At 71.2% G+C, this 21,342-nt stretch carries 21 protein-coding genes; 15 read left to right on the forward strand and 6 right to left on the reverse strand.

Going from position 1 to position 21,342, the window contains the following annotated elements; all coding sequences use genetic code 11:
* Positions 1-119: 119 nt before the first annotated feature.
* Together MCHT01_RS27820 and MCHT01_RS11185 are read left to right on the forward strand one after the other, a co-directional pair.
* Positions 120-1,664, forward strand: coding sequence for a methyl-accepting chemotaxis protein (locus MCHT01_RS27820; RefSeq protein WP_067065422.1), 1,545 nt, complete (start codon positions 120-122; stop codon positions 1,662-1,664).
* 34 nt (positions 1,665-1,698) lie between these two features.
* Positions 1,699-4,395 (forward strand): 2-oxoglutarate dehydrogenase E1 component, encoded by a 2,697-nt coding sequence (locus MCHT01_RS11185; protein ID WP_067065423.1) that lies wholly within the window; start codon positions 1,699-1,701, stop codon positions 4,393-4,395.
* 245 nt (positions 4,396-4,640) lie between these two features.
* Here MCHT01_RS11185 and MCHT01_RS11190 read toward each other — a convergent pair whose 3' ends face one another.
* Positions 4,641-4,958 (reverse strand): hypothetical protein, encoded by a 318-nt coding sequence (locus MCHT01_RS11190; protein ID WP_067065424.1) that lies wholly within the window; start codon positions 4,956-4,958, stop codon positions 4,641-4,643.
* Between the two features lie 236 nt (positions 4,959-5,194).
* Between MCHT01_RS11190 and MCHT01_RS11195 the strand changes: the two genes are divergently transcribed.
* Positions 5,195-6,274, forward strand: a complete 1,080-nt coding sequence (locus tag MCHT01_RS11195; RefSeq protein WP_067065784.1) for a sensor domain-containing diguanylate cyclase — start codon at positions 5,195-5,197, stop codon at positions 6,272-6,274.
* On the opposite strand, the gene MCHT01_RS25630 is transcribed toward MCHT01_RS11195, so the two are convergent.
* On the reverse strand, positions 6,275-9,955 hold the full coding sequence (locus MCHT01_RS25630) for a CheR family methyltransferase (protein WP_084452401.1): 3,681 nt from the start codon (positions 9,953-9,955) through the stop codon (positions 6,275-6,277).
* Positions 9,956-10,067: 112 nt separating this feature from the next.
* Between MCHT01_RS25630 and MCHT01_RS26745 the strand changes: the two genes are divergently transcribed.
* The 11 genes from MCHT01_RS26745 to MCHT01_RS11250 all read left to right on the forward strand — a co-directional run bounded on the left by MCHT01_RS26745 (position 10,068) and on the right by MCHT01_RS11250 (position 16,613).
* Positions 10,068-10,208, forward strand: a complete 141-nt coding sequence (locus MCHT01_RS26745; RefSeq protein WP_169806124.1) for a hypothetical protein — start codon at positions 10,068-10,070, stop codon at positions 10,206-10,208.
* Between the two features lie 194 nt (positions 10,209-10,402).
* Positions 10,403-10,642 (forward strand): hypothetical protein, encoded by a 240-nt coding sequence (locus MCHT01_RS11205; protein WP_067065425.1) that lies wholly within the window; start codon positions 10,403-10,405, stop codon positions 10,640-10,642.
* A 310-nt stretch (positions 10,643-10,952) separates the two neighbouring features.
* Positions 10,953-11,204: a hypothetical protein gene (locus tag MCHT01_RS11210; protein ID WP_067065426.1), complete on the forward strand. Its 252-nt coding sequence runs from the start codon at positions 10,953-10,955 to the stop codon at positions 11,202-11,204.
* Positions 11,205-11,221: 17 nt separating this feature from the next.
* The gene (locus tag MCHT01_RS11215) at positions 11,222-11,644 is read left to right on the forward strand and encodes a hypothetical protein (RefSeq protein WP_067065427.1); all 423 of its coding nucleotides are present in this window, start codon (positions 11,222-11,224) and stop codon (positions 11,642-11,644) included.
* A gap of 10 nt (positions 11,645-11,654) precedes the next feature.
* On the forward strand, positions 11,655-12,227 hold the full coding sequence (locus MCHT01_RS11220) for a hypothetical protein (RefSeq protein WP_067065428.1): 573 nt from the start codon (positions 11,655-11,657) through the stop codon (positions 12,225-12,227).
* 95 nt (positions 12,228-12,322) lie between these two features.
* Positions 12,323-13,066 carry a flagellar basal body L-ring protein FlgH gene (locus MCHT01_RS11225; protein WP_245643228.1) on the forward strand — a complete coding sequence of 248 codons (744 nt, stop codon included), beginning with the start codon at positions 12,323-12,325 and terminating at the stop codon, positions 13,064-13,066.
* Positions 13,067-13,266: 200 nt separating this feature from the next.
* A complete protein-coding gene (locus MCHT01_RS11230) occupies positions 13,267-14,004 on the forward strand; it encodes a Crp/Fnr family transcriptional regulator (protein WP_067065430.1) in 738 nt (245 codons plus the stop codon).
* A 54-nt stretch (positions 14,005-14,058) separates the two neighbouring features.
* A complete protein-coding gene (locus MCHT01_RS27940; protein WP_369688619.1) occupies positions 14,059-14,361 on the forward strand; it encodes a type II toxin-antitoxin system HicA family toxin in 303 nt (100 codons plus the stop codon).
* Positions 14,362-14,365: 4 nt separating this feature from the next.
* Entirely contained in the window at positions 14,366-14,791 is a 426-nt protein-coding gene (locus MCHT01_RS11240; protein ID WP_084452539.1) for a type II toxin-antitoxin system HicB family antitoxin, read from the forward strand.
* A 227-nt stretch (positions 14,792-15,018) separates the two neighbouring features.
* Positions 15,019-15,696 carry a dihydrofolate reductase family protein gene (locus MCHT01_RS11245; RefSeq protein ID WP_067065432.1) on the forward strand — a complete coding sequence of 226 codons (678 nt, stop codon included), beginning with the start codon at positions 15,019-15,021 and terminating at the stop codon, positions 15,694-15,696.
* A gap of 59 nt (positions 15,697-15,755) precedes the next feature.
* The gene (locus tag MCHT01_RS11250) at positions 15,756-16,613 is read left to right on the forward strand and encodes an NmrA family NAD(P)-binding protein (RefSeq protein ID WP_067065433.1); all 858 of its coding nucleotides are present in this window, start codon (positions 15,756-15,758) and stop codon (positions 16,611-16,613) included.
* Positions 16,614-16,637: 24 nt separating this feature from the next.
* On the opposite strand, the gene MCHT01_RS11255 is transcribed toward MCHT01_RS11250, so the two are convergent.
* From MCHT01_RS11255 to MCHT01_RS11265, 3 genes are all read right to left on the reverse strand, one after another.
* Positions 16,638-17,210, reverse strand: a complete 573-nt coding sequence (locus MCHT01_RS11255; protein WP_067065434.1) for a YceI family protein — start codon at positions 17,208-17,210, stop codon at positions 16,638-16,640.
* Between the two features lie 100 nt (positions 17,211-17,310).
* On the reverse strand, positions 17,311-17,820 hold the full coding sequence (locus MCHT01_RS11260; protein ID WP_067065435.1) for a hypothetical protein: 510 nt from the start codon (positions 17,818-17,820) through the stop codon (positions 17,311-17,313).
* Between the two features lie 4 nt (positions 17,821-17,824).
* A complete protein-coding gene (locus tag MCHT01_RS11265) occupies positions 17,825-18,082 on the reverse strand; it encodes a hypothetical protein (protein ID WP_067065436.1) in 258 nt (85 codons plus the stop codon).
* Between the two features lie 136 nt (positions 18,083-18,218).
* Between MCHT01_RS11265 and MCHT01_RS11270 the strand changes: the two genes are divergently transcribed.
* Positions 18,219-20,921 (forward strand): GAF domain-containing protein, encoded by a 2,703-nt coding sequence (locus MCHT01_RS11270; RefSeq protein ID WP_067065437.1) that lies wholly within the window; start codon positions 18,219-18,221, stop codon positions 20,919-20,921.
* 12 nt (positions 20,922-20,933) lie between these two features.
* Here MCHT01_RS11270 and MCHT01_RS11275 read toward each other — a convergent pair whose 3' ends face one another.
* Positions 20,934-21,338 (reverse strand): response regulator, encoded by a 405-nt coding sequence (locus MCHT01_RS11275; protein WP_067065438.1) that lies wholly within the window; start codon positions 21,336-21,338, stop codon positions 20,934-20,936.
* Positions 21,339-21,342 lie beyond the last annotated feature (4 nt).

Below are 21,342 nucleotides of genomic sequence, written 5' to 3' on the forward strand. Positions count from 1 at the left end.
CCGCATGGGCACGGGGCTTGCCCGCGCCGATCCGCCCGCGTCGAGGCTGACGTGCCGGGGCCGGACCGCGCCTTGCCCGACTCCGCTGTCGTGATCCGTGTGCATCCAGGGAGAACAACATGCCGTCGCTGTCCAACTTCAACATCGGCACGCGGCTCGCCGCCGCGTTCGCCATCGTCATCGCGCTGTTGCTGATCGTGCTCGCCGTCGCCGTCTCGGTGCTCAACCGGACGAGCGACACGATGGATCGCATCGTCGACGACCGTTACGCCCAGATCTCGATCAGCGACGACATCAAGAATGTCGGCGACCAGGGCGTGATCGTGATCGGCCGGCTGCTGCTGTCCACCGACGCGGCGCAGGCCAAGGGCTACATGGACGATTACGCCAAGGTCCGCGCGGCCAACACCGAGAACTTCGCCAAGTTCGAGAAGATGCTCAACACCGAGCAGGGCAAGGCGATCTTCGCGGAGCAGGCCGAGGCGCGGAAGACCTACGGGGCCGCCGTGCGCAAGGTCTTCGACCTGGTCGCGGCCGGCCAGCGCGAGGCCGCCATGGCCGTCTACCAGGGCGACATGGCGCGCGAGCAGGTCCGCTACTACGCGCTGATCGACAAGATGGTCGACTACCAGGACCAGGCCATGACCCAGGACGTCGCCCACGCCAAGGACGATGCGCGCCGCTCCAAGCTCTGGATGGGCGTGGTGGCGGTCATCGCGGTGGTGCTGGGCGTGGTGACGGCGATCAGCATCACCCGCTCGCTGACGCAGCGCATCCACGGGGTGATCGCGCTGGCGGAGGACGTGGCCAAGGGCGACCTGACGCCGCATTCCCTGCCCGAGAGCCGGGACGAGATCGGCCGGCTGATCACCGCCCTGCAGCACATGCTGAGCAGCCTGCACCAGATCGTGTCCCGCGTGCGCAACGGCGCCGACACCATCGCCGCGGCCGCGCGCGAGGTCGCCCAGGGCAACGCCGACCTGTCGGCGCGCACCGAGGCGCAGGCCAGCGCGCTGCAGCAGACCGCGTCGGCGATGGAGCAGCTGACCGCGGCGGTGCGGATGAGCGCGGACAACGCCGATCAGGCCAACGCCACGGCCGCCTCGGCCTCGCAGGTGGCCAGCGCCGGCGGCAAGGCGGTGGGCGAGGTGGTGGCGACGATGAGCTCCATCTCCGCCTCCTCGCAGCGCATCGGCGAGATCATCGGCACGATCGACGGCATCGCTTTCCAGACCAACATCCTGGCCTTGAACGCGGCGGTGGAAGCCGCCCGCGCGGGCGAGCACGGCCGCGGCTTCGCGGTGGTGGCCTCCGAGGTGCGCGCGCTGGCGCAGCGCTCGGCGGGCGCGGCCAAGGAGATCAAGTCGCTGATCGACGACTCGAGCGCGCAGGTCGGCACCGGCAGCCGGCTGGTGGAGCAGGCCGGCGCGACGATGACGCAGGTCGTCACCGGCATCCAGCAGGTCAGCGGCGTGGTGGCCGAGATCAGCGCCTCCAGCCGCGAGCAGAGCATGGGCATCGAGCAGGTCAATGCGGCCATCATGCAGATGGACGACACCACGCAGAAGAACGCCGCCATGGTCGAGCAGAGCACCGCCTCGGCCAAGGCCCTGCAGGACGAGGCCACCCAGCTGAACAACGCGGTGCGAGCCTTCGTGCTGTGAACGGAACCGCCGTCGACTCACCAGGGAGCGACCCATGAACGATCGAATCCACGAGGACGCGCCCCCGGGCGGCCCCGCCACCCGATGGCGACCCGAGGTGATCGCCTTCATCGACGCGCACCGCCGCGACGGCCATCGCTGCGCGAGGCTGGATCCGCTGGGCCTGTCGCGGCCCGCCGATCTCGCGCTGCTGGACCCGCATCGCTTCGGCCTGCAGCCGGGCGACTGGCTGTCGCCGACCGGCACGCCGCTGTGGAGCGCCCGCACCGTCGGCGACCTCGACCGCACGCTCAAGGCGGTCTATTGCGGTGGCCTCGCGCTGGACGCCAGCGCGGTGCGCGACGACGCCCGCCGCGAGTGGCTGTTCCGCGAGATGGAGGCCGCGCCCCCGACGCCGGGCGGCGCGGCGCAACGGCTGGCCCTGCTCGAGCTGCTGGTGCGCGCCCAGGCCTGGGAGGCGCATGTGGCGCAGGCCTTTCCGCACGCGAAGCGCTTCTCGCTGGAAGGCAACGAGACACTGATCCCGCTGCTTCACGCGCTCTGCGAGCAGGCCGCCGACGCGGGCGTGCGCCGCATCTTCCTGGGCATGCCGCACCGCGGCCGCGTCAACGTGCTGGTCAACCTGATGGGCATGGCGCCGGCACGGGTGCTGGACTACTTCGACCCGAAGTCGCCCACGCCCGAGCTGCACACCGACCTCGTCTACCACCTCGGCGGCGAGCGCGAGCTGCCCACCGCGCACGGGCCGGTCTCGCTGACGCTGGCGCACAACCCCTCTCACCTGCAGAGCGTGCAGCCGGTGCTGACCGGCCTGGCGCGCGCCTGCCAGGACGCGCTGGACCGCGCGCCCGGCGCGGCCCCGCACACCGGCCGGCGCGAGGTGCTGGCCCTGATGCTGCACGGCGACGCGGCCTTCGCGGGGCAGGGCGTGGTGATGGAGACGCTGATGCTGGGCGGCAAGCCGGGCTACAGCGTCGGCGGCACGGTGCACGTGGTCATCAACAACCAGGTCGGCTTCACCGAGCCCAATCCGATGAGCGCCTGGCCGGCGCAGTACTGCACCGACGTCACGCGCATGGTCGACGCCCCGGTCCTGCGCGTGAACGCCGACGAGCCCGAGCAGGCCCTGCGCGCGGCGGCCATCGCGATCGCATGGCGGGCGCGCTTCGGGTCGGATGTCGTCATCGACCTGATCGGCTACCGGCGGCTGGGCCATTCGGAGAGCGACGTGCCCGCGCTGACGCGCCCCCGCATCCATGCCATCACGCAGGCGCATCCCACGGTGGTGGATCGCTATGCCGCCGCGCTGAAAGCGGACGGCGTCGCGGCGCCGGACGGGGACATGGCCTCGCACGTGACTGGCGCGCGGGTGCGGGCGCACCAGGCCTTCGCCGATCCGGTCCGGCCGGTCGAGGACGAGGCGCCCCAGGCGCTGCGGCGGCCGGGCGAGGTGCCGCCGCTGGACGCCGACGGCGTGCGCGCGCTGATCGATCCGATGACCCGCCTGCCCGAGGATTTCGAGCCGCACGCGATGGTGCGCACGCTGACGGAGCACTGGCGGCGCATGGCCGGGATCGCCGAGCCGCCGCTGCCGCTGGACTGGTGCTTCGCCGAGAACCTGGCCTACGCGACCATCCTGCGGGGCGGGATGAACGTGCGCATCTCCGGGATGGACGTTCGGCGGGGCACCTTCCTGCACCGGCAGGCGGTGTGGACCTCCCAGGCGCCGTTGCCGTCGTCACCGTCCTCGACCTCGACCTCGACCTCGTCCTCGTCCTCGTCCTCGTCCTCGTCGGCGACGGCTCGGCCCTCGGACGGTGCCGCCGCCGCGCCGCGCGAGTTCGTGCCGCTGCGGCAGATCCCCGCGGGCGGTGGCCGCTTCGACATCTACAACTCTCCGCTGTCGGAGGAGGCCGTGCTGGGCTTCGAGTACGGCTTCAGCGTCGGCGCGACGCGCACGCTGACGGTGTGGGAGGCGCAGTTCGGCGACTTCGTCAACGGCGCGCAGGTCTTCGTCGACCAGTACATCAGCTCCGGCGAGGAGAAGTGGGGCGACGCGAGCGGGCTGACCGTGCTGCTGCCGCATGGCAACGAGGGCATCGGGCCGGACCATTCGAGTGGCTACCTGAGCCGCTTCCTGCAGCTGTGCGGCGAGGACAACCTGCGGGTGTGCTGCCCGTCGACCTCGGCGCAGTGGTTCCACCTGCTGCGCCGGCAGGCCTTCGACACCTTGCGCAAGCCGCTGATCGTGATGTCGCCCAAGGGGACGCTGTACTTCGAGAAGGCCTCGCACGGCGCCGTCGAGGACCTGACCCGCGGGCACTTCCGGACCGTCATCGACGACCCTGGGGTGGAGCGGCCGCGGCAGATCGAGCGCCTGCTGCTGTGCAGCGGCAAGGTCTTCTACGACCTGGAGCGCGGCCGGCGCTCGGTGGCGCGAGCCGACCTGGCGCTGGCGCGGATCGAGCAGTTCTATCCCTTCCCGGCAGACGAGCTGATCGCGCTGTTCGCGCGCTATCCGGCGCTGGTCGAGATCACCTGGGTGCAGGAGGAACACCGGCAGCAGGGGGCCTGGACCTTCATCCGCGAGCAACTCGACGAGATTCTTCCGGCGCACTGCAAGCTGCGCTGCGTCGCGCGACGCCCGAACGCCTCCGGCGCCACCTCCTCCCACGCGATCCACCAGCTGGAGCAAGTGGACCTGGTCGCCCGCGCCCTGGGCGAAGCGTGACGCGCCTCACCGTCCGCCACGCCCGACTTCACGACCCACGAGCCACGACCCACGACCCACGACCCACGACCCACGAGTCACGACCCACGAGTCACGAGTCACGAGTCACGAGTCACGAGTCACGAGTCACGAGTCACGAGTCACGAGTCACGAGTCACGAGGACCGCGAGCCCGTAGCCATGGCGCCCCCTCTCCCGCTGCGCGGGAGAGGGCTGGGGTGAGGGCGGTGGCAGTCCCTGAGCCTCTTACTGCCCCAGCGAATCCAGCCGCCTGGCGCTGGAGCCGCTGCCGCGGCCCTGGGCCTGCGGCCGGCCGAGCTGGAGGATCTCGATCGCGTGGCAGGCCGCTTCGGTCGCGTAGGTAAGGGCTTCGTTCTCGGTGGCCCAGACCGAGTCGACCGGCGGATGGACGACATCGACGAGCCCGTCGATGAGCGCCTCATCGGCGTCGCTGCGGCGCCGCCCGCTGTCGAGCAGCTGATAGCGTCCCAGGAACGAGCCGCCCGGCTGGAGCTCCGATTCCACGCGGTAACTGATGCCTCGGTACTGTCCGTCGCGTTGCATGGGGGTCTCCCTTACTTCCATGAGCGCGCTCGCGGCAATCCCCGCGCCCGCGCTGGCGGCCTGTGCCTGCCGCCCGACCCGACATCCGCCACCTCCCTGCACCGGCGCGATTCGGCAATATTCCGCATCGAACGGGGATCCGATGGGCGGCGTCACGCCCGGGGCGGACGGTGTCCGATAGCCCTCCGGACTTGTGCCAACATCGAGCCCGTTCCGACCCGACCCCGATGCCGATCTTGGATGCTCTGCTCGCCCAGCTCTCCGCGACCGTTCCGGCCGCGCGCAATGTCGAAGACCTCACCCGCCCGCTGCTCGAGATGCTGGGGACCGTCACCGGCCTGGAATCCACCTACTTCACGACCATCGACCTGACCGCCGGCCGCCAGACCGTGCTGCTGGCCCGCAACGTCGGATCGATGACGATCCCGGAGGGCCTGACCGTCGACTGGTCCGACACGCTGTGCAAGCGCGCCCTGGACGAGGGCCGGATGGCCACGACCGACGTCGGCGCCTGCTGGGGCGATTCCGACGCCGCGCGCCAGCTGGGCATCCAGACCTATGTCAGCGCGCCGGTGCGCGGCGACGACGGCGAGCTGCTGGGCACGCTGTGCGCGGCCAGCGGCACGACCCGCCCCATCGCGCCGGAGACCGAATCCCTGCTGCGGCTGTTCTCCTCGCTGATCGGCCAGAACCTGCAGCGCGAGCGCCTGGTCGCCGACCTGCGCGCCGCCAACGAGCAACTGACCACCTACGCCCTCACCGACGCCCTGACCGGCCTCCCAAACCGCCGCGCGCTCTTCGACGAGGTGCAGCGCCAGCTGCAGCGCGCCGCTCGCGACGGCAGCTGCGTGCTGGTCGGCGGCATCGACCTGGACGGGTTCAAGGCCATCAACGACGAACTGGGCCATCAGCGCGGCGACGAGTTCCTGCGCCAGATCGCGCAGCGCCTGTCGCTGGAGCTGCGCGGCTCCGACATGCTGGGGCGCATCGGCGGAGACGAGTTCGTCGTCGTCGGTCCGGGCCTGGCCCTGGGGCAGTGGCCCGCCACCGGCCTGGTCATCGACCAGGGCGAGGCCCTGATCGCCGCCCGCACCCTGGAGCAGCGCGCCACGCTGGCCACGGTGGGCCGCTTCGAGCTCGACGGCCGGACCCTGCAGTACGCGGGCGCCAGCGTCGGCGTGGTCGCCATCAACCCGGTGGGCGCCACCGCGGAGGACGCGCTGCACCAGGCCGACGAACGCATGTACGAGATCAAGCGCGCCCGCCGCCGCGCCGCCCCCGCGCCGTCCATCGCGGCGCTGCAGGCGGCGGACTGATCAGCGCGGCCGCGCCAGCTGCAGCTTCTCGATCAGGCCGTCGGTGTCGACCGGCTTGGCGACATGGTCGTCGAAGCCCGCCGCGATCGCCGCGTCGCGGTCCTGCAGCGTCGCCAGTCCGGTGAGCGCCACCGCGTAGATCGGCATCGCGCCGATGCCCAGCTCCCGCTGCCGCAGGCGCCGGATCAGCGCGTAGCCATCGGCGCCCGGCATCGCCACGTCGCTGACCAGCGCGTGGAAGCCGGCGTTCCTGGCGTCGTCGCCGGTGGCTTCGATCACCCGCCAGGCCTCGTCGACGGAGCCGGCCGAGGCGACCTCGGCGCCCGTGGCCGCCAGCAGGTGGGAGAGCGCCTCCAGCGCGTTCGGATCGTCGTCGACCACCAGCACGCGCAGTCCCTCGAGGTTGGCGTCCCCGGACAGCGGCGGCTGCGACTCCGGTGTTTCGCTGACCAGGTCGATCGCGGGGAAGCGGACCGTCAATCGCGTCCCGCGACCCTCGCCCTCGCTGTGCGCGGCGACCGTGCCGCCGTGCGCCTGCACCAGGTGCCGGACGATGGACAGGCCCAGGCCCAGGCCGCCGTACTCGCGCGTGCGGCTGATGTCCGCCTGCGTGAAGCGGTCGAAGAGCCGGGGGAGCAGCTCGGGCGGGACGCCGATGCCGGTGTCCGACACGGCCAGCTCCACCATCGGTCCGACGCGGTTGAGCGTCACCGAGATGCGCCCGCCGCTGGGCGTGAACTTGATCGCGTTGCCCACCAGGTTGGCGACGATCTGCTGCATCCGGCGCGCGTCGCCCTGGACCCGATGCGCCTGCTGCAGCCCGGTGCCGCGCAGCGTCAGGCCCTTGGCCTCGGCGGCCGGCATCAGGCCGTCCGTCACCGCGCGCAAGGCGCCGCCGAGATCCAGCGGCCGCATGTCGAGCGCCAGATGTCCCGACGAGATGCGCGACACGTCCAGCAGGTCGTCGATCAGCTGCGCCTGTGTCTGGCAATGCTTGAGGATGGTCGTGATCGCCCGCGTGGCCGTGGCGTCGGCCAAGGTCCCGCGCTCCTGCGCCTGCTTGAGCACCGAGGCCCAGCCCGCGATCACGTTCAGCGGCGCGCGCAGCTCGTGCGACACCATGCCCAGGAAGTCGTCCTTGGCCGTGTTGGCGCGCTCCGCGTCGCCGCGCGCGTGCTGGGCCTGGCCCAGCGCCCGCTTGAGCTCGTGGATGTCCTGGAAGGCGATCACCGCGCCGTCGATGCGGTCGTCCGCCGTCCGGTAGGCGCGGACATTGATCAGCCACCAGCGCTCGCCGCTGTCCTGCAGCTCGTGCTCCACCGGGGTCAGGCCTTGCACGGCCGCCTGCACCAGGTGCTCCAGGTGTCCGATCGCGAAGCGCGTGCTGACGCTGCCGATCGGTTGGCCGACCGCGTCGGGCGTGAGCCCGAAGAGCTGCGCCGCCTGCGGCGACGCGTGCCGCAGCTTGAGCTGGCGGTCCAGCAGCACCACCGGCAGCGGGATGCCCTCGACCAGGTTGCTCAGGTCGTCGTTGACCTGGTCCAACTGGTCGTTGCGGGACTTGAGCTCCTCGTTCAGCGAGATCAGCTCCTGGTTGGCCGACTCCAGCTCCTGCTTGGCGCTCTGCAGTTCCTCGTTGGCGCTCTGCAGCTCCTCGTTGGTGCTGAGCATCTCCTCATTGGCGGTGCGCAGCTCCTCGTTGGCCGATTCGAACTCGACCACCAGCGTGCGCAGTTGCGCCTGCGTGCCTTCGAGCTCGTCGGACAGCGTGGTCACGGTGCGCTCGAGCTCGTCCACCCGCGCGCGCGGCGGACCCGGCGGCGTGCCGGCCGGATCGGACACGTCCTCGACCTGCGGCGCCAGCGTGACCAGGAAGTGCTGCAGCGCCTCGCCGGTCTCCAGCGGCAGGACCTCCAGCGCGTAGCGGCGCTCGTTGAAGGCGACGCGCTCGCGCCGCACGGGCTGCGCGGTGCGCTTGGCCTCGATCAGCGCGGTGCGCACGGGGACGTTGAGCTCCGCGTGCAGCAGCCGCGGCAGGGCCAGCGTCGCCTCGCCGCTGGCCGGCGCGATGAAGGGCGCGATCTCGCCGCGGAACTGCACGACGTCGCCTTCCTCGTTGACCACGAAGCCGGGCGGCGCGTAGCGCGCCAGCGCCACGCGATTGGCCGCCTCGCTGACCAGGTCGGGCGGGGGCGGTTGCGTCACGCGCGGCGTCGTGCCCTCGCTGGCCCAGGGGCGCAGCGCGTCGATCGGGAACAGCGGCCGCTGCCGGCGCGCGTTGGCCAGCTTGCGATACAGGTGCGGCGCGCCGGCGTGTTCGAAGCCGTCGGCCGCCGAGGCTGCTTCCGCGCGGCCCAGCAGCATGAAGCCGTCGGCGCGGGTCGCGTAATGCAGCACCTCGAAGACATGCTGCTGCGCTTCCTTGCGCAGGTAGATCAGCATGTTGCGGCAGCTGATCAGGCCCATCCCCGAGAAGGGCGCGTGCGTGAGCAGGTTGTGCCGCGCGAAGACGCACATCTCGCGCAGGTCCTTGGCCACCAGGTAGCCGCCGGCGCTGGGCACGAAGGCCGTGTCGCGGAAGGGCTGGGGCACGTTCTCCAGCGCCGCCGCGGCGTAGCGGCCGGCGCGCGCGGTCTCGATCGAGGCCTCGTTGATGTCGGTGCCGAAGATCTGCACGCGCCGCGCGATGCCCTCCGCGTTCATCGCCTCCTTGAGCAGCATGGCGATGGTGTAGACCTCCTCGCCGGTGGAGCAGGCCGGGACCCAGATGCGGATCGGGTCGTGGCGCAGCTCCAGCAGCTTGGGCAGCACCACCTGGCGCAGCACGTTGACGAACTCCGCGTCGCGGAAAAAGGCGGTGACGCCGATCAGCACGTCGTCGCGCAGCGCGGCGGCCTCGTGCGGGTCGGTGCGCAGGAACTGCAGGTAGGCGCCGACGTCGCGGTCCTTCTGCAGCAGCACGCGACGCAGGAAGCGGCGGCGCAGGTTGACGTCCTTCACGTAGCCCAGGTTCACGCCCGCCTTCTGCTGGACGATGGCCAGCGCGGACTCGAGCGCATCGGCGCCGTGGGGCGCGCCCAGCGCCGCGTCGGTCAGCGCATGGGCCGGATCCCCGAAGCGGCGTACCAGCGCGGCCGCGATCTCGACCGGCGGCAGCACCTCGTCCACCAGGCCGGTGTTGATGGCGGCGGTGGGCATGCCCTCGTGGTCGGCGGTCTGCGGCGCCTGCGCCAGGGCGATGCCGCCGGCGGCCTTCAGGTCGACGATGCCGGCCGCGCCGTCCTGGCCGGTGCCGGACAGGATGGCCACGGCGGCGTCCACGTCGGGATCCTGGGCCATTGAGGCCAGGCAGGCGTCGATCGGCAGGTGCAGGCCGGGCAGGCGGCGCACCAGCCGGAAGTGACCGTCCAGCGCGATCACGCCGGCGTTCTCCGGCATCACGTAGACGCGGTCGTGCTCGATGCGGCGCAGGTGCTCCAGGCGTTCGACGGGCAGCGCGGTGCGGGTCTGCAGGACCTCGGGGAGCTGGGTCTCCTCGGTCGGATCCAGGTGCGTGATCACCAGGACCGCGAAGCCCGGTTGCGGGGGCAGGGCGCCGAGCACCGTGCTCAGCGCGTCGATGCTGCCGGCCGATCCGCCCAGCACGACGACGCGCAAGGCCTGTCGCTCTTCTGTCTCCACCCGGTGTCCTCTTCTGCCGCGAACGTGCGGCGCAGTCTAACCGTGCGGGTTCGCGACGGCCGGTGCTGCGCGCGGGGCAATCGGCTTGCCAGGGCTTGCACAATCGCGCCCCATGAAAACCAACTACCTCCTGGCCGCCATCCTGGCCTGCAGCGCCATCGGCGCCTTCGTCGCCGACAAGTCGATGAAAACCATCTTCGCCCTGGCATCCGGCGGCATCGCGCTCTATGCCCTGCTGCGCCAGGTGATCTGAGCGGGCCCGGCGCGACGATGCCCTGATGGGCGGATGTCGCCCGCCGCCGGCCTCCGGACGCCGCGGAGCCGTTCGCCCGGCCGGCTCCGCCTTTCATCCTTCTCCCCCCGACATCCCCCATCGACCACCCTATGGTGGGATGGCCCACTTCCCCGGTGGGCACCGATAGTGACGGTTCGTCAGGAGAGGACCCCATGCGACACCGCATCGCTCGCCCGGCCGGGTCGACCGGCCGTTCGCCCCACGCCAGCCACCAGTTCACGTCGGTCATGCAGCACATCCTGCGGCAGACCGAGGTGCTGCTGCAGCGTCGCATCCCCTTCAGCCCCTCGGGCTGGCCCGTCGAGACCGATACCCCCGCGCTGGAAGGCCTGGAGGTGACCGAGTCCACCTGGGACGAATGGACCGACGCGATGGCGCGCCAGTCCCGCTGAACATCACCCCCCGGACCGGCACGCGCGCCGGTCCAGGCACCGGTTCCAGCACCGGTACCGATACCGACCGAACGCCCGGCCCCGCGCCGGGCGATTTTCATGGTGCCTCGGGCGTTGATCGCCCGCTCCGGAGCGTCCGCGCCCGGAACTTGAGCCGGCAAAGCGGCGCGATGCCGGCGCATCTCGATCGCTCGGTGATGTGCATCACCCAGGCTGTGTCCATCCGCCGGATCCGGACCCTCATCACGGCATGCCTGCGGAGCCCCGCGGCGAAGAATCCGCTCACCCCAATGAACGAGAGCGCTTCGCCATGAACGTCAAGACCGCTTCTCCCGCATCGGCCGCCCATGGCGCCGGTGCCACCCACGCCGCCTCCGGTCCCGCCAAGGGCGCCAAGCCCGCCGCGGCCGGCAACGCGGATTTCTCCAAGATGCTGAAGAGCGCCCAGGCCGACGGCCCGGCCGCGGCGGCGCACGCCACGCCGCCCGCCGCGCCCACGGCGGCGACGCCGGCACCGGCGACGCTGGCGGTGGACACGGCCTCGCTGGCCGCCCGCGCCTGAACGCCGGAGGCCCGCACGTGACCAGCGTTCCTTCCTTCTCCGGCACGCTCGCCGACGGCGGCGGCCGCGCCTCCGTGGCGGCCTCGGTGTCGGCACCGGCGGCGTCCGGCGGCTCGCCCGAGCTCGGTCTGACCATCGGCCTGCCGGTGCTCGGCGTGACCGCGACCTTCAGCGCCGAGAGCCTGCAGGCCCTGGCCGGATCGGCGGCCGACGTGGTCACCGGCGCGGCCCATGACCTGGGCGAGGCCGGCGCGAACGTCGTCAAGGGCGCGAGCCAGGCCGCGACGCGGGTCATGAGCGCGGTCGGCGACGGCGCCGGCGCGGTGCTGGACGCGGCGGGCGAGGCCGGATCGCAGGTGGCGAGCGTCGCCGGCAATGTCATCGGCTACGGCGTCATGGCGGCGCTGGCCGGCGGCGCCGTGCTCGACGAGCTGGTCTGAGGGTCAGGTCATGCGTGTCCCCGTGATCCGATCCGCGCTCCGGCGACCGCTGGCGCTGCTGCTGGCCCTGACCGCCGCGGCGGGGCTGGGCGGCTGCGGCATCCTGAGCCCGTTGCCGGCCTGGGAGCTGGTCAAGGCGACCGGCACGGCCACGTCGACGGCGCTGGCCACGGCCGCGCCGGCCAAGGCCAGCAATACCGTCCACCACGGCGACGCACCGGTGCGCGACGTGTGCATCGAGTTCAACCGCAACGCGCCGCTCGAGGATCTGGTCCCGTCGCTGCAGGCGGAACTGCGCAAGCAGGGCGTCGAGAGCCGCGTCTTCGAGCCGGGCACGGGGCTGCAGCAATGCGGCGTGTGGCTGCGCTACGTCGCCACCATCGAATGGGGCGTGCCCCCGATGGCCAGCGCCTACCGCGCCAACCTGAGCGCCGCGTCGCTGAGCCTGCACCGGTCCGACGGCACGCTGATGTCCACCAGCAGCTACCAGGCCGAGGAGAACTACGGCATCGCGCGCTGGGCGGGCACGCGCAACAAGATCGCGCCGGTCGTGAAGGCGCTGATCACCGGCTTCGAGAGCTGATCCGACGCCCGCCTGGCGCGGGCATGAGCCCGCCGCGCACCGGCCGCCTCACCAGGCCGGACGCGGCGTGACGAGAACACGCAGAGAGGAACACCATGTCGACGAAAGACGCACTTCCTGTCGGCCGGGGAGGCCGGTGCCTGCCGGACGGACGCGCGATGCGCGCCGCCGCGGCGCTGATCACGGCGGCCCTGCTGGCGGCCTGCTCGAGCCCGACGCCGCCCACGGTGCCGGGACCGATGCTGGTGCAGCCGCCGCAGGCCGCGATGTACATCGAGCGGCCCGCCAACGGCGCGATCTATCAGCCGGGCATGTCGCCGACCTCGCTGTTCTCGGGCGAGAAGCGCCCCAGCGCCATCGGCGACACGCTGAAGGTCGACATCCAGGAGACCTTGAAGGCCAGCCAGAAGCAGACGACCGACACCACGCGCGACAACAAGGTCGCGGTGAAGGGGCCGGGCGGGCAGAGCAACGTCGGCGCGATCGAGCGGCTGCTGAACGTGAACGCCAACGCCTCGGGCAGCGATTCGTTCAAGGGCTCGGGCACGACCGAGACCGACAACAGCTTCGTCACGCAAGTGGCGGTGAGCGTCATCAACGTGCTGCCCAACGGCAACCTGCTGGTGGCGGGGGAGCGCAACGTGGGCCTGAACAAGGGCGTGAACACGCTGCGCTTCTCGGGGATCGTCAATCCGCGCGACATCCGCCCGGGGAACATCGTCGCGTCGCGAGACGTGGTGAATGCGAGCCTGGAGAGCGTGGCGCAGGGGGACGTGTCGGAGGCCTCGTCGCGCAGCTGGCTGCAGCGCGTGCTGGCGAGGAGCCTCTCGATCTGGTGACCGCGGGGCGCGTCAAAGCGCAAAGGGGCCGGCGCCACGGGCCTTATCGACCGATCGGCGTCAGGGCTCCGCTTCTATAACCAACGATTCGCCACCGAGGCGTCCGTGAATTTCCGCGACAGGGAGCGGAGGGCGGAGCCTTGTCCGGCGGACTTCATCGCACGACAAGCATGAGCACGAGAGGGACGCGAGCGCCGCGCATGGACGGCGATCCGACGACGAGCGACGACTGGCTGGCCGATGGCCAGGTCCGGACGTACCGTCGCGGGCAGAAGATCATCGAGGCCGGCACGCCGCTGGCCGAGTGGATCGCGATCAGCGGCGGCGCGGCCTTCCTGGCGGCGCGGGTCGCGGCGGACACGCGCGTGGCCGTGGCCGCGCTGTGGCTGGGGGACGTGATCGGGGCGGACTCGCCGCTGGGCAAGCTGGCGGCGCGCTACGACGTCACCGCGCTGGTGGACGTCACGACCATCCACATCCCGCTCACGCGGGTGAAGGATCCGCACGCGCCGCAGCGCGACGCCGCGACGGGCGAGCTGTACGCGGCGACCGCGTCACGGCTGCAGGACCAGATCACGATGCGCCTGGCGGGCAACGGCCTGCAGCGTCTGGTGAGCGTGCTGGCGACGCTGGCCGCGGCGCTGAGCAGCACGCCGCGCGCGATCGCGATCGGGAACAGCCTGTCGCTGCCGGTGTCGCAGGCCTGCATCGGGCAGCTGTCGGGGCTGTCGCGCCGGCAGACCTGGATCTACCTGGGGCAGCTCGCGGAGAAGGGCTGGAGCCGGACCTCGCGGACCAAGGTGACGCTGGAGGGCATCAACGCCTGGCTCAGCCTGATGGCCGAGGTCGAGAGCCGCGGGCTGGACTGCATCGCGACCGTGGACCAGTGCGACATGGTGCTGTCGGCGCTGGCGGCCGCGAGACCCTTGCGGAGATAAACATTTTTGTTTACTCTTGCCGAGCGTCATGAATCGACCGGCACCGGAGAATCCATGAAGTCGACAGGCGCCCCCACCAAGGGGGCGTTTGTCGTTCTGATGGGGGAAAAAACGCCGCAAGCGGTGTCCGAATCCGCAGACTCGACGCCTCTCGAAATGAGGCGGGCGATGAAGGTCAGCGAGTTCCGGCGATGGCTTCAGATGCGAGGCGCCACCTTCGTGGAAGGTGGTCGACATACCAAGGTCTATCTGGGCGGACGACAGAGCGTCATGCCGCGCCATCCCTCCCATGAATTGCCGGAGGGGACGCGGCGCGCGATCTGCAAGCAGCTCGGACTGAAGGCAAGTGAGGACTGAAATGCTGTTGAGCTTCCCTGCGCGCGTCACGCCGGACGGGACCGGCTTCATGGTCACCTTCCCGGACGTTCCGGAAGCCATCACCTGCGGCGCCACTTACGAGGAGGCCCTGGACATGGCGGCGGATGCGCTGGCGACGGCGATGGACTTCTACTTCGAGGACAAGCGTCCCGTGCCCGAACCTTCGAGGCTCAAGCGCGGGCAAGTGCTGGTCGATCTGCCGCCGAGCATCGGAGCGAAGGTCCTGCTGCTCAACGAGATGCTGGCGCAGGGGACGCGCAACGCGGATCTGGCAAGGTTGATGAACGTGCGTCCGCAAGAGATCAATCGCCTGACCGACCTCAAGCATCCGACCAAGATCGACACGATCGCCATCGCCTTGAAGGCGCTGGGAAAGCGTCTTGAACTCCGCTTGGCGGATGCCCGTTGAAGGAATGACATCGGCAGGGCAGAGGCCGCCCCTCATCGGAGGGGCCTCGGGCGCGCGAGGCGGGCCATGAGCCCTGAGCCATGAGCCCTGAGCCCTGCGCCCTGATCCTGCGATTGAGCGCATGCGTGTCGAATCCCCGGGATGTCGAATTCGCCCGACCTCGTGCGTCGTCGAGATGAGGTGGGCATTCCGCTCGCCCTTGTCATGCACCGACCCGGGAGTTCCCCATGAGAAAGCTCATCGCATCCACCTTCGTCTCGCTGGACGGCGTCATGCAGGCGCCAGGCGGCCCCGCCGAGGATCCGGCCGGCGGGTTCAGCTTCGGCGGCTGGACCTTCCCGTTCTGGGAGGACGGCATGGGCGAGGAGATGGACGCCTTCAACGGCAAGGACCGCGAGCTGCTGCTCGGCCGCCGGACCTACGAGATCTTCGAGGCCTACTGGCCGTATCAGCCGGACGACCATCCGATCGCCAAGACCTTCAACGCGACGCGCAAGTACGTCGCCTCGCGGCAGGCGCGGCGCCTCGACTGGGCGAACTCGACCTTGCTCGAGGGCGATGTGCTGACCGCGGTCGCCGCCCTCAAGCGGCAGGACGGCCCCGATCTGCAGATCATCGGCAGCGGCGATCTGATCCAGTCGCTGCGGCGCGGCCACCTGATCGACGAGTACAACGTGTGGACCTACCCGGTCGTGCTCGGGAGCGGCAAGCGGTTGTTCGAGTCGGGCGCCAAGCCGCAGGCGCTGAGGCTGGCGTCGAGCCGGACCTCGGCATCCGGCGTGCTGATGAGCCGCTACGTCCCGGATGGGGAAGTGCAGGTCGGCTCGTTCGCCGATGACTCGCCCAGCGAGCGCGAGATCGCGCGCCGGGCGGCCTGGGCGCGGGAAGGCGTCGGGATGAGGTGAGCCGGTCGCGGTCGGACGGGCGCCCCGTTTGCCTCCCTGTTCCAAGGAAGGAGCACCTCATGTTCATCATCCTGGGCGCGACCGGCCATGTCGGATCCGAGGTCGTGAACGCACTGGCGGGCGCGGGTCAGCCCGTGATCGCGGTCACGCATGATCCTCACCACCCCACGCCTTGGCGGTCCCCCGGCGTCGAGGTGGCGATCGCCGACCTGAACGACCCGGCCGCCTTGCGGATCGTTCTCCGGCGCGGCCGTCGCGCCTTCCTCCTCAACCCGCCGGCCGCCGTCACCGGCGATACCGACCGCATCGAGCGCCAGACCGTCGCCAACCTCCTCGAGGCCGTGCGGGGCAGCGGTCTCGAGAAGGTCGTCGCCGAATCCACCGGTGGCGCGCGACAGGGCGAGCGCCTGGGCGACCTCAACGTGCTCTGGGAACTGGAGCAGGGCCTCGAGCGCCAGCCGATTCCGTCGGCGATCAACCGGGCGGGCTTCTACATGAGCAACTGGGCGGCACAGCTCGATGACGTGCGGCGGACGGGGCAGCTGATGTCCATGTTCCCGGCCGATCTGCGCCTGCCGATGGTTGCGCCGCGCGATCTGGGCGAGGCGGCCGCCCGGCGGCTGTTGTCGGGCCTGGACGACACCGGCATCCAGTACGTGGAGGGACCGACGCGCTACAGCGCGGATGACGTGGCCGTCGCGCTCGAGAAGGTGCTGGATCGCCCGGTGCGGGTCGTCGTCACGCCTCGGGAACAGTGGGAGGCGGCCTACCGCCGACAGGGCTTCTCGCCCGCGGCGGCGGCGTCCTACGCCCGCATGACGGGTGTCGCGATGGACGCGTTGGATCTCCCCGACGAGTCGATTCGCGGCCAGGTCACCCTCGAGGCCTACTTCCGGGGCCTCGTCGGGCGAGGCTGAGCGGCCCTCGCGGGCCGGGCGTCCTCACTCCTTCGCGACCGCCTCCACCTGGATCCGCAGGTCGACGTTCATCTTGAAGCCCCAGTCCTTGCCCGCGGCGAGTCCGAAGGCCTCGCGGTCGAAGCTGCCCGTGGCGTCCGCGCCGCAGTAGTCGCGCTTGAGCATCGGGTGCGGCATGCACTTGAGCTGACGGACGGTCAGCGTCATCGGGCGGGTCTTGCCGTTGAGCGTCAGCTCGCCGACGACCTGGGTCGGGACCCCATCCTTCGCGCCGTCGAAGCGGCCCTTGAAGCTCGCGCCGGGGTTCTTCTCGACGTTGAAGAAGTCCTTGCCCGTGGCCCAGGCGTTCATCGCGTCCAGGCCGAAGTCGATGCTCGCCAGGTCCATCCGCACGTCGACGCTGCCGGCGCCGGTGGCCTTGTCGTAGACGATGGTGCCGGCGCTCTTGTTCAGCTTGCCGCGCCAGTAGGACAGGCCCATGTGATCGGCCTCGAAGCTGGGGTAGGTGTGCGACGGGTCGATCTCGTAGGTCACGGGCGCGGCCTGTGCAGCGACGGCGGCGGCGAGCAGGGCGGGAACGAGCAGCAGCGTTTTCATGGCAGTCCTTGTGAGTGGGTGAGACATCCAGGCGGAGGGCGCCTCCCTGACGACGAGCGAGGTCGGCGTCTTTCGACACGCGGGCGACGAGGCCAGGAGCTTAGAGGCGCTCGATCCCGGTCCTGGCAGCAGCCGCCACCACCAATACCCGCACGGGCCGGGTGTAGGCCGGACTGGCCGCCCGCAGGGTGGACAGCAGCGCGTCGGCCGCATCGGCATCCGGCGCGCGGACCATCAGCAAGGTCGGCCGCCGGGGACGGAAGGCTGCCGCGGCACTCGGCGGACCTGCCCGCCACCAGCCGCAGTCCCAGGGATCGTGGGGTCGCGCGGCACCGGTGGAGAAGCATTCGCGCGCCAGGAGGCGCAGGCGCCACGCCAGCCCGGGCCAGCGGCCCAGGCGCGTCAGTTCATGGCTGCCGTCGAGCGCGCCAGCCGCGCCGTCGAGGCCGTCGCGCGGCGCGATGCTGGCCGCGCGCAGCGGCTCGGTCATCCGGGGGAAGGCGCCGGCCGCGCACCAGGCGGTGAGCATGGCCGTCAGCGCGGGATCGATCTCGCCCGCCGCCTCGGGCGGCGCCATCAGCGCGTCGTCGAAACGGCGAGGCAGCCGCATGGGCTCAGCCGCCGGCCGGCTTTCCGGGCTTGGACGCGCCCGGCTGTTCGGTCACGCCGAAAGGGATGACGCGCACGCCCGAGGCCGTGGCCGAGGGCTCCGCCGGACGGGCCGGCGGCGCGCGCTTGATCCATGCGCCGACGCCCGGGGAGGAGAGCATGTCCACGGCGCCCTGACGCATCTGGGTCGCGATGAACAGCCCGGCCACGGCCAGGACGACGGCCGCGATGCCCGCGGCGATTTTGATGGGGGAGATCTGCATGAGGAGGCCTTCGACAGGGCGCAGAGGTTAACAGGGCGGCAGGCCGGCCATGCCGTGACGACCTACACTCGCCCGGTCCCGGCCGACGGCCCGGTGCGGCGTCGCACCGGCGGGTCGCGCCAGCCCCTGGAGCGCCATGGATCACCTTCCCGCCACCGCCGCGATGGCCCCGATTCGCGGCGCGATGGCCGCGCGCGTCCGGACCTTCGACTGGAGCGCCACCTCGCTGGGCCCCCTGGACCGCTGGCCCGCCTCGCTGCGCGCGGTGGTGGCCACGATGCTCGAATGCCAGCTGCCGATGTACCTGGCCTGGGGCGGGGACTTCGTCCAGATCTTCAACGACGCCTACCTGCCCATCCTCGGCTCCAAGGCCGAACCGGCGCTGGGCGGCCGCGCGCCCGACACCTGGGCCGAGATCTGGCCCACCATCGGCCCGATGTGGCAGCAGGTGCTGAGCGGCGCGCCGGTGGGCTTCGACGACTTCAAGCTGACCATCGACCGCTTCGGCTATCCCGAGGACGTCTATTTCAACTTCTCCTACAGCGCGGTGCGCGACGACGAGGGCCGCGCGGCAGGCGTGCTGGTGACCTTCGCCGAGACCACCGAGAAGGTGCTGATGTCGCGGCGTCTGGCCTTTCTCGACGCGTTGGCGCAGGGCACGCGCAAGCTGACCGATCCCGCGGAGGTGATGCGCTTCACCGCCGAGCACCTCGGCCGCTACCTCGGCGCCAGCCGCTGCGCCTATGCGACCGTGCGCGCCGATGAGGACACCTTCGACCTGATCGGCGACTACAACGAGGGCGTGTCCAGCATCGTCGGCACCTACCGCTTCGGCGACTTCGGCCAGGAGGTGCTGCGGCTGATGCGCGCCGACCAGGCCTACGTCAACCACGACATCGATCGCGACCCCGTCACGGCCGGCACCGATCGCTCGGCCTACCAGCGCACCCGCATCCAGTCGGTCATCTGCGTGCCGCTGCACAAGGGCGGCCGCTTCGTCGCGGCGATGGCGGTGCATCAGCGCGAGGCGCGCCACTGGACCGACGACGAGGTCGCGCTGGTCAAGGTCGTCGTGGCCCGCTGCTGGGAAGCGCTGGAGCGCACGCGGGCCGAGTCCGCGCTGCGCGAGGAGGCCCGCACGCTCGAGATCCTGAACGGGACCGGGGCGACGCTGGCCGCCGAACTGGACATCGGCGCGCTGGTGCAGCGCGTCACCGACGCGGCCACCGAGCTGACGGGCGCGCGCTTCGGCGCCTTCTTCTACAACGGCGTCGACGAGCAGGGCGAGGCCTATCTGCTGTACGCGCTGTCCGGTGCCGAGCGCAAGCATTTCGAGCGCCTGGGCCATCCGCGCCCGACGCCGCTGTTCGGTCCGACCTTCCGCGGCGAGCCCACCATCCGGCTGGACGACGTGAGCGCCGATCCGCGCTACGGGCAGTGGGCGCCGCACCACGGAAAGCCCGCCGGTCACCTGCCGGTGCGGAGCTATCTGGCGGTGCCGGTGATCAGCCGCTCGGGCGAGGTGCTGGGCGGGCTGTTCTTCGGGCACGAGGAGGTGGGCGTCTTCACCGAGCGCAGCGAGCGCCTGGCCGAGGGCATCGCGGGTCAGGCGGCGATCGCCATCGACAACGCGCGGCTCTACACCGCGTCGCGCGAGGCGATGGTGGAGCGCACGCGGCTGCTGGAGAGCGAGCGCACCGCGCGGCTGGCCGCCGAGCAGGCGGGCCTGGTCAAGGACGAGTTTCTTGCGACCCTGTCCCACGAGCTGCGCACGCCGCTGAGCGCGATCACCGGCTGGGTCCACATCCTGCGGCGCAAGCTGGGCGACGAGCAGCCCGAGCTGCGGCGCGGCATCGACGTCATCGAGCGCAGTGCGAAGGCGCAGGCGCAGCTGATCGAGGACCTGCTCGACATGAGCCGGATCACCACCGGCAAGCTCAGCCTGGAAGTGGCCCCGGTCGCGGCGGCGAGCTTCACGCTGGCGGCGGTCGAGCTGCTGGCGCCGGCGGCGGAGCGTGCGGGCGTGCGTCTGGACACCGAGGTCACGGTGGACGCGGGCACGACCGTGATGGGCGACGCCGCGCGACTGCAGCAGGTGGTGGCGAACCTGATCTCCAACGCCATCAAGTTCACACCGCGCGGCGGCGAGGTGCGGGTGCTGCTGCGGGGCGACGACCAGCATGCGGACCTCATCGTCGAGGACACCGGCATCGGCATTCCGCGGGACTTCCTGCCCTTCGTGTTCGAGCGCTTCCGCCAGGCCGACGGCTCGATGGCGCGACGGCATGGCGGCCTGGGGCTGGGGTTGTCCATCGTGCGCAACCTGGTCGAGCTGCACGGCGGCGAAGTACGCGCCGAGAGCGACGGCGAGGGCCGCGGCGCCCGCTTCACGGTGACGCTGCCGGTGATCGGCGCGCGGGATTTCGCGAGCGCCTCGCCGGAGGCGGGGGCGACGGATCGGATCTCGCTGGCCGGCGCGCGCATCCTGGTCGTCGACGACGACGAGTCGGTGCGCGAGATGGTCGCGCGGGCGCTGGAGCTGCAGGGCGCGCGGGTCGTCGAGGCCCGCAGCGGCGCGCAGGCGCTGGCGCTGCTGGCCGATGCGGACGTGAACCTGTTGATCTCCGACCTGGGCATGCCGGAGATGACCGGCTACGAGCTGATTGCGCGGACGCGCGTCCTGCCCGCGAGACGGGCGCTGAGGGCCATCGCGCTGACGGCCTTCGCCGGCGAGAGCGATCGGCGCCGGGCCATGGACGCGGGCTTCGAGGCCCACTTCAGGAAGCCCGTGGATTTCTCGGCGCTGGTGCGCGCGATCCAGGAGATGGGGCTGTCCTGAGACCGTGGGCGCTCAGGTGATCGATCGTCCGGTGCGGAGCTGCTCGACGTGCTTGCCGAGCGCGATCTCCCGCAGGTCGGCGATCAGGCGCTCCACGCCGTCGCCCTTGTCGTAGAAGCCGTTGGCGCCGCGGGCCTTGCAGTCGAAGGCGGCGGACTCGTAGGGACTGGCGCTCAGCACGAAGATGTAGCCGGCGAAGCCCTGGGTGCGCAGTTGCTGCAGCACATCGATGCCGTGGGTCCCGTCACGCAGACCGAGGTCCAGCAGCACGGCGTCGGGCCGGCTGAGCGCGATGGTGGACAGGGCCTCGGCGGGGCTGCTCGCCTGGCCCACGACGGTGAGGAAGGGCTCCTCGCCCAATCGTTCCAGGATGGCCTCGCGCACGGTCAGCGAGTCCTCGACAACCACGATCTTCATCTCA

The organism is Mitsuaria chitosanitabida ATCC BAA-476 = NBRC 102408, assembly GCF_001598255.1.
GTDB lineage: Bacteria > Pseudomonadota > Gammaproteobacteria > Burkholderiales > Burkholderiaceae_C > Roseateles > Roseateles chitosanitabidus.

Bases quoted from the DNA above. Each gene is read 5' to 3' on its own strand.
- MCHT01_RS27820 (WP_067065422.1), top strand. From the start codon at position 120: ATGCCGTCGCTGTCCAACTTCAACATCGGCACGCGGCTCGCCGCCGCG.
- MCHT01_RS11185 (WP_067065423.1), top strand. From the start codon at position 1,699: ATGAACGATCGAATCCACGAGGACGCGCCCCCGGGCGGCCCCGCCACC.
- MCHT01_RS11190 (WP_067065424.1), bottom strand. From the start codon at position 4,958: ATGCAACGCGACGGACAGTACCGAGGCATCAGTTACCGCGTGGAATCG.
- MCHT01_RS26745 (WP_169806124.1), top strand. From the start codon at position 10,068: ATGAAAACCAACTACCTCCTGGCCGCCATCCTGGCCTGCAGCGCCATC.
- MCHT01_RS11205 (WP_067065425.1), top strand. From the start codon at position 10,403: ATGCGACACCGCATCGCTCGCCCGGCCGGGTCGACCGGCCGTTCGCCC.
- MCHT01_RS11210 (WP_067065426.1), top strand. From the start codon at position 10,953: ATGAACGTCAAGACCGCTTCTCCCGCATCGGCCGCCCATGGCGCCGGT.
- MCHT01_RS11220 (WP_067065428.1), top strand. From the start codon at position 11,655: ATGCGTGTCCCCGTGATCCGATCCGCGCTCCGGCGACCGCTGGCGCTG.
- MCHT01_RS11225 (WP_245643228.1), top strand. From the start codon at position 12,323: ATGTCGACGAAAGACGCACTTCCTGTCGGCCGGGGAGGCCGGTGCCTG.
- MCHT01_RS11230 (WP_067065430.1), top strand. From the start codon at position 13,267: ATGGACGGCGATCCGACGACGAGCGACGACTGGCTGGCCGATGGCCAG.
- MCHT01_RS27940 (WP_369688619.1), top strand. From the start codon at position 14,059: ATGAAGTCGACAGGCGCCCCCACCAAGGGGGCGTTTGTCGTTCTGATG.
- MCHT01_RS11245 (WP_067065432.1), top strand. From the start codon at position 15,019: ATGAGAAAGCTCATCGCATCCACCTTCGTCTCGCTGGACGGCGTCATG.
- MCHT01_RS11250 (WP_067065433.1), top strand. From the start codon at position 15,756: ATGTTCATCATCCTGGGCGCGACCGGCCATGTCGGATCCGAGGTCGTG.
- MCHT01_RS11255 (WP_067065434.1), bottom strand. From the start codon at position 17,210: ATGAAAACGCTGCTGCTCGTTCCCGCCCTGCTCGCCGCCGCCGTCGCT.
- MCHT01_RS11260 (WP_067065435.1), bottom strand. From the start codon at position 17,820: ATGCGGCTGCCTCGCCGTTTCGACGACGCGCTGATGGCGCCGCCCGAG.
- MCHT01_RS11265 (WP_067065436.1), bottom strand. From the start codon at position 18,082: ATGCAGATCTCCCCCATCAAAATCGCCGCGGGCATCGCGGCCGTCGTC.
- MCHT01_RS11270 (WP_067065437.1), top strand. From the start codon at position 18,219: ATGGATCACCTTCCCGCCACCGCCGCGATGGCCCCGATTCGCGGCGCG.
- MCHT01_RS11275 (WP_067065438.1), bottom strand. From the start codon at position 21,338: ATGAAGATCGTGGTTGTCGAGGACTCGCTGACCGTGCGCGAGGCCATC.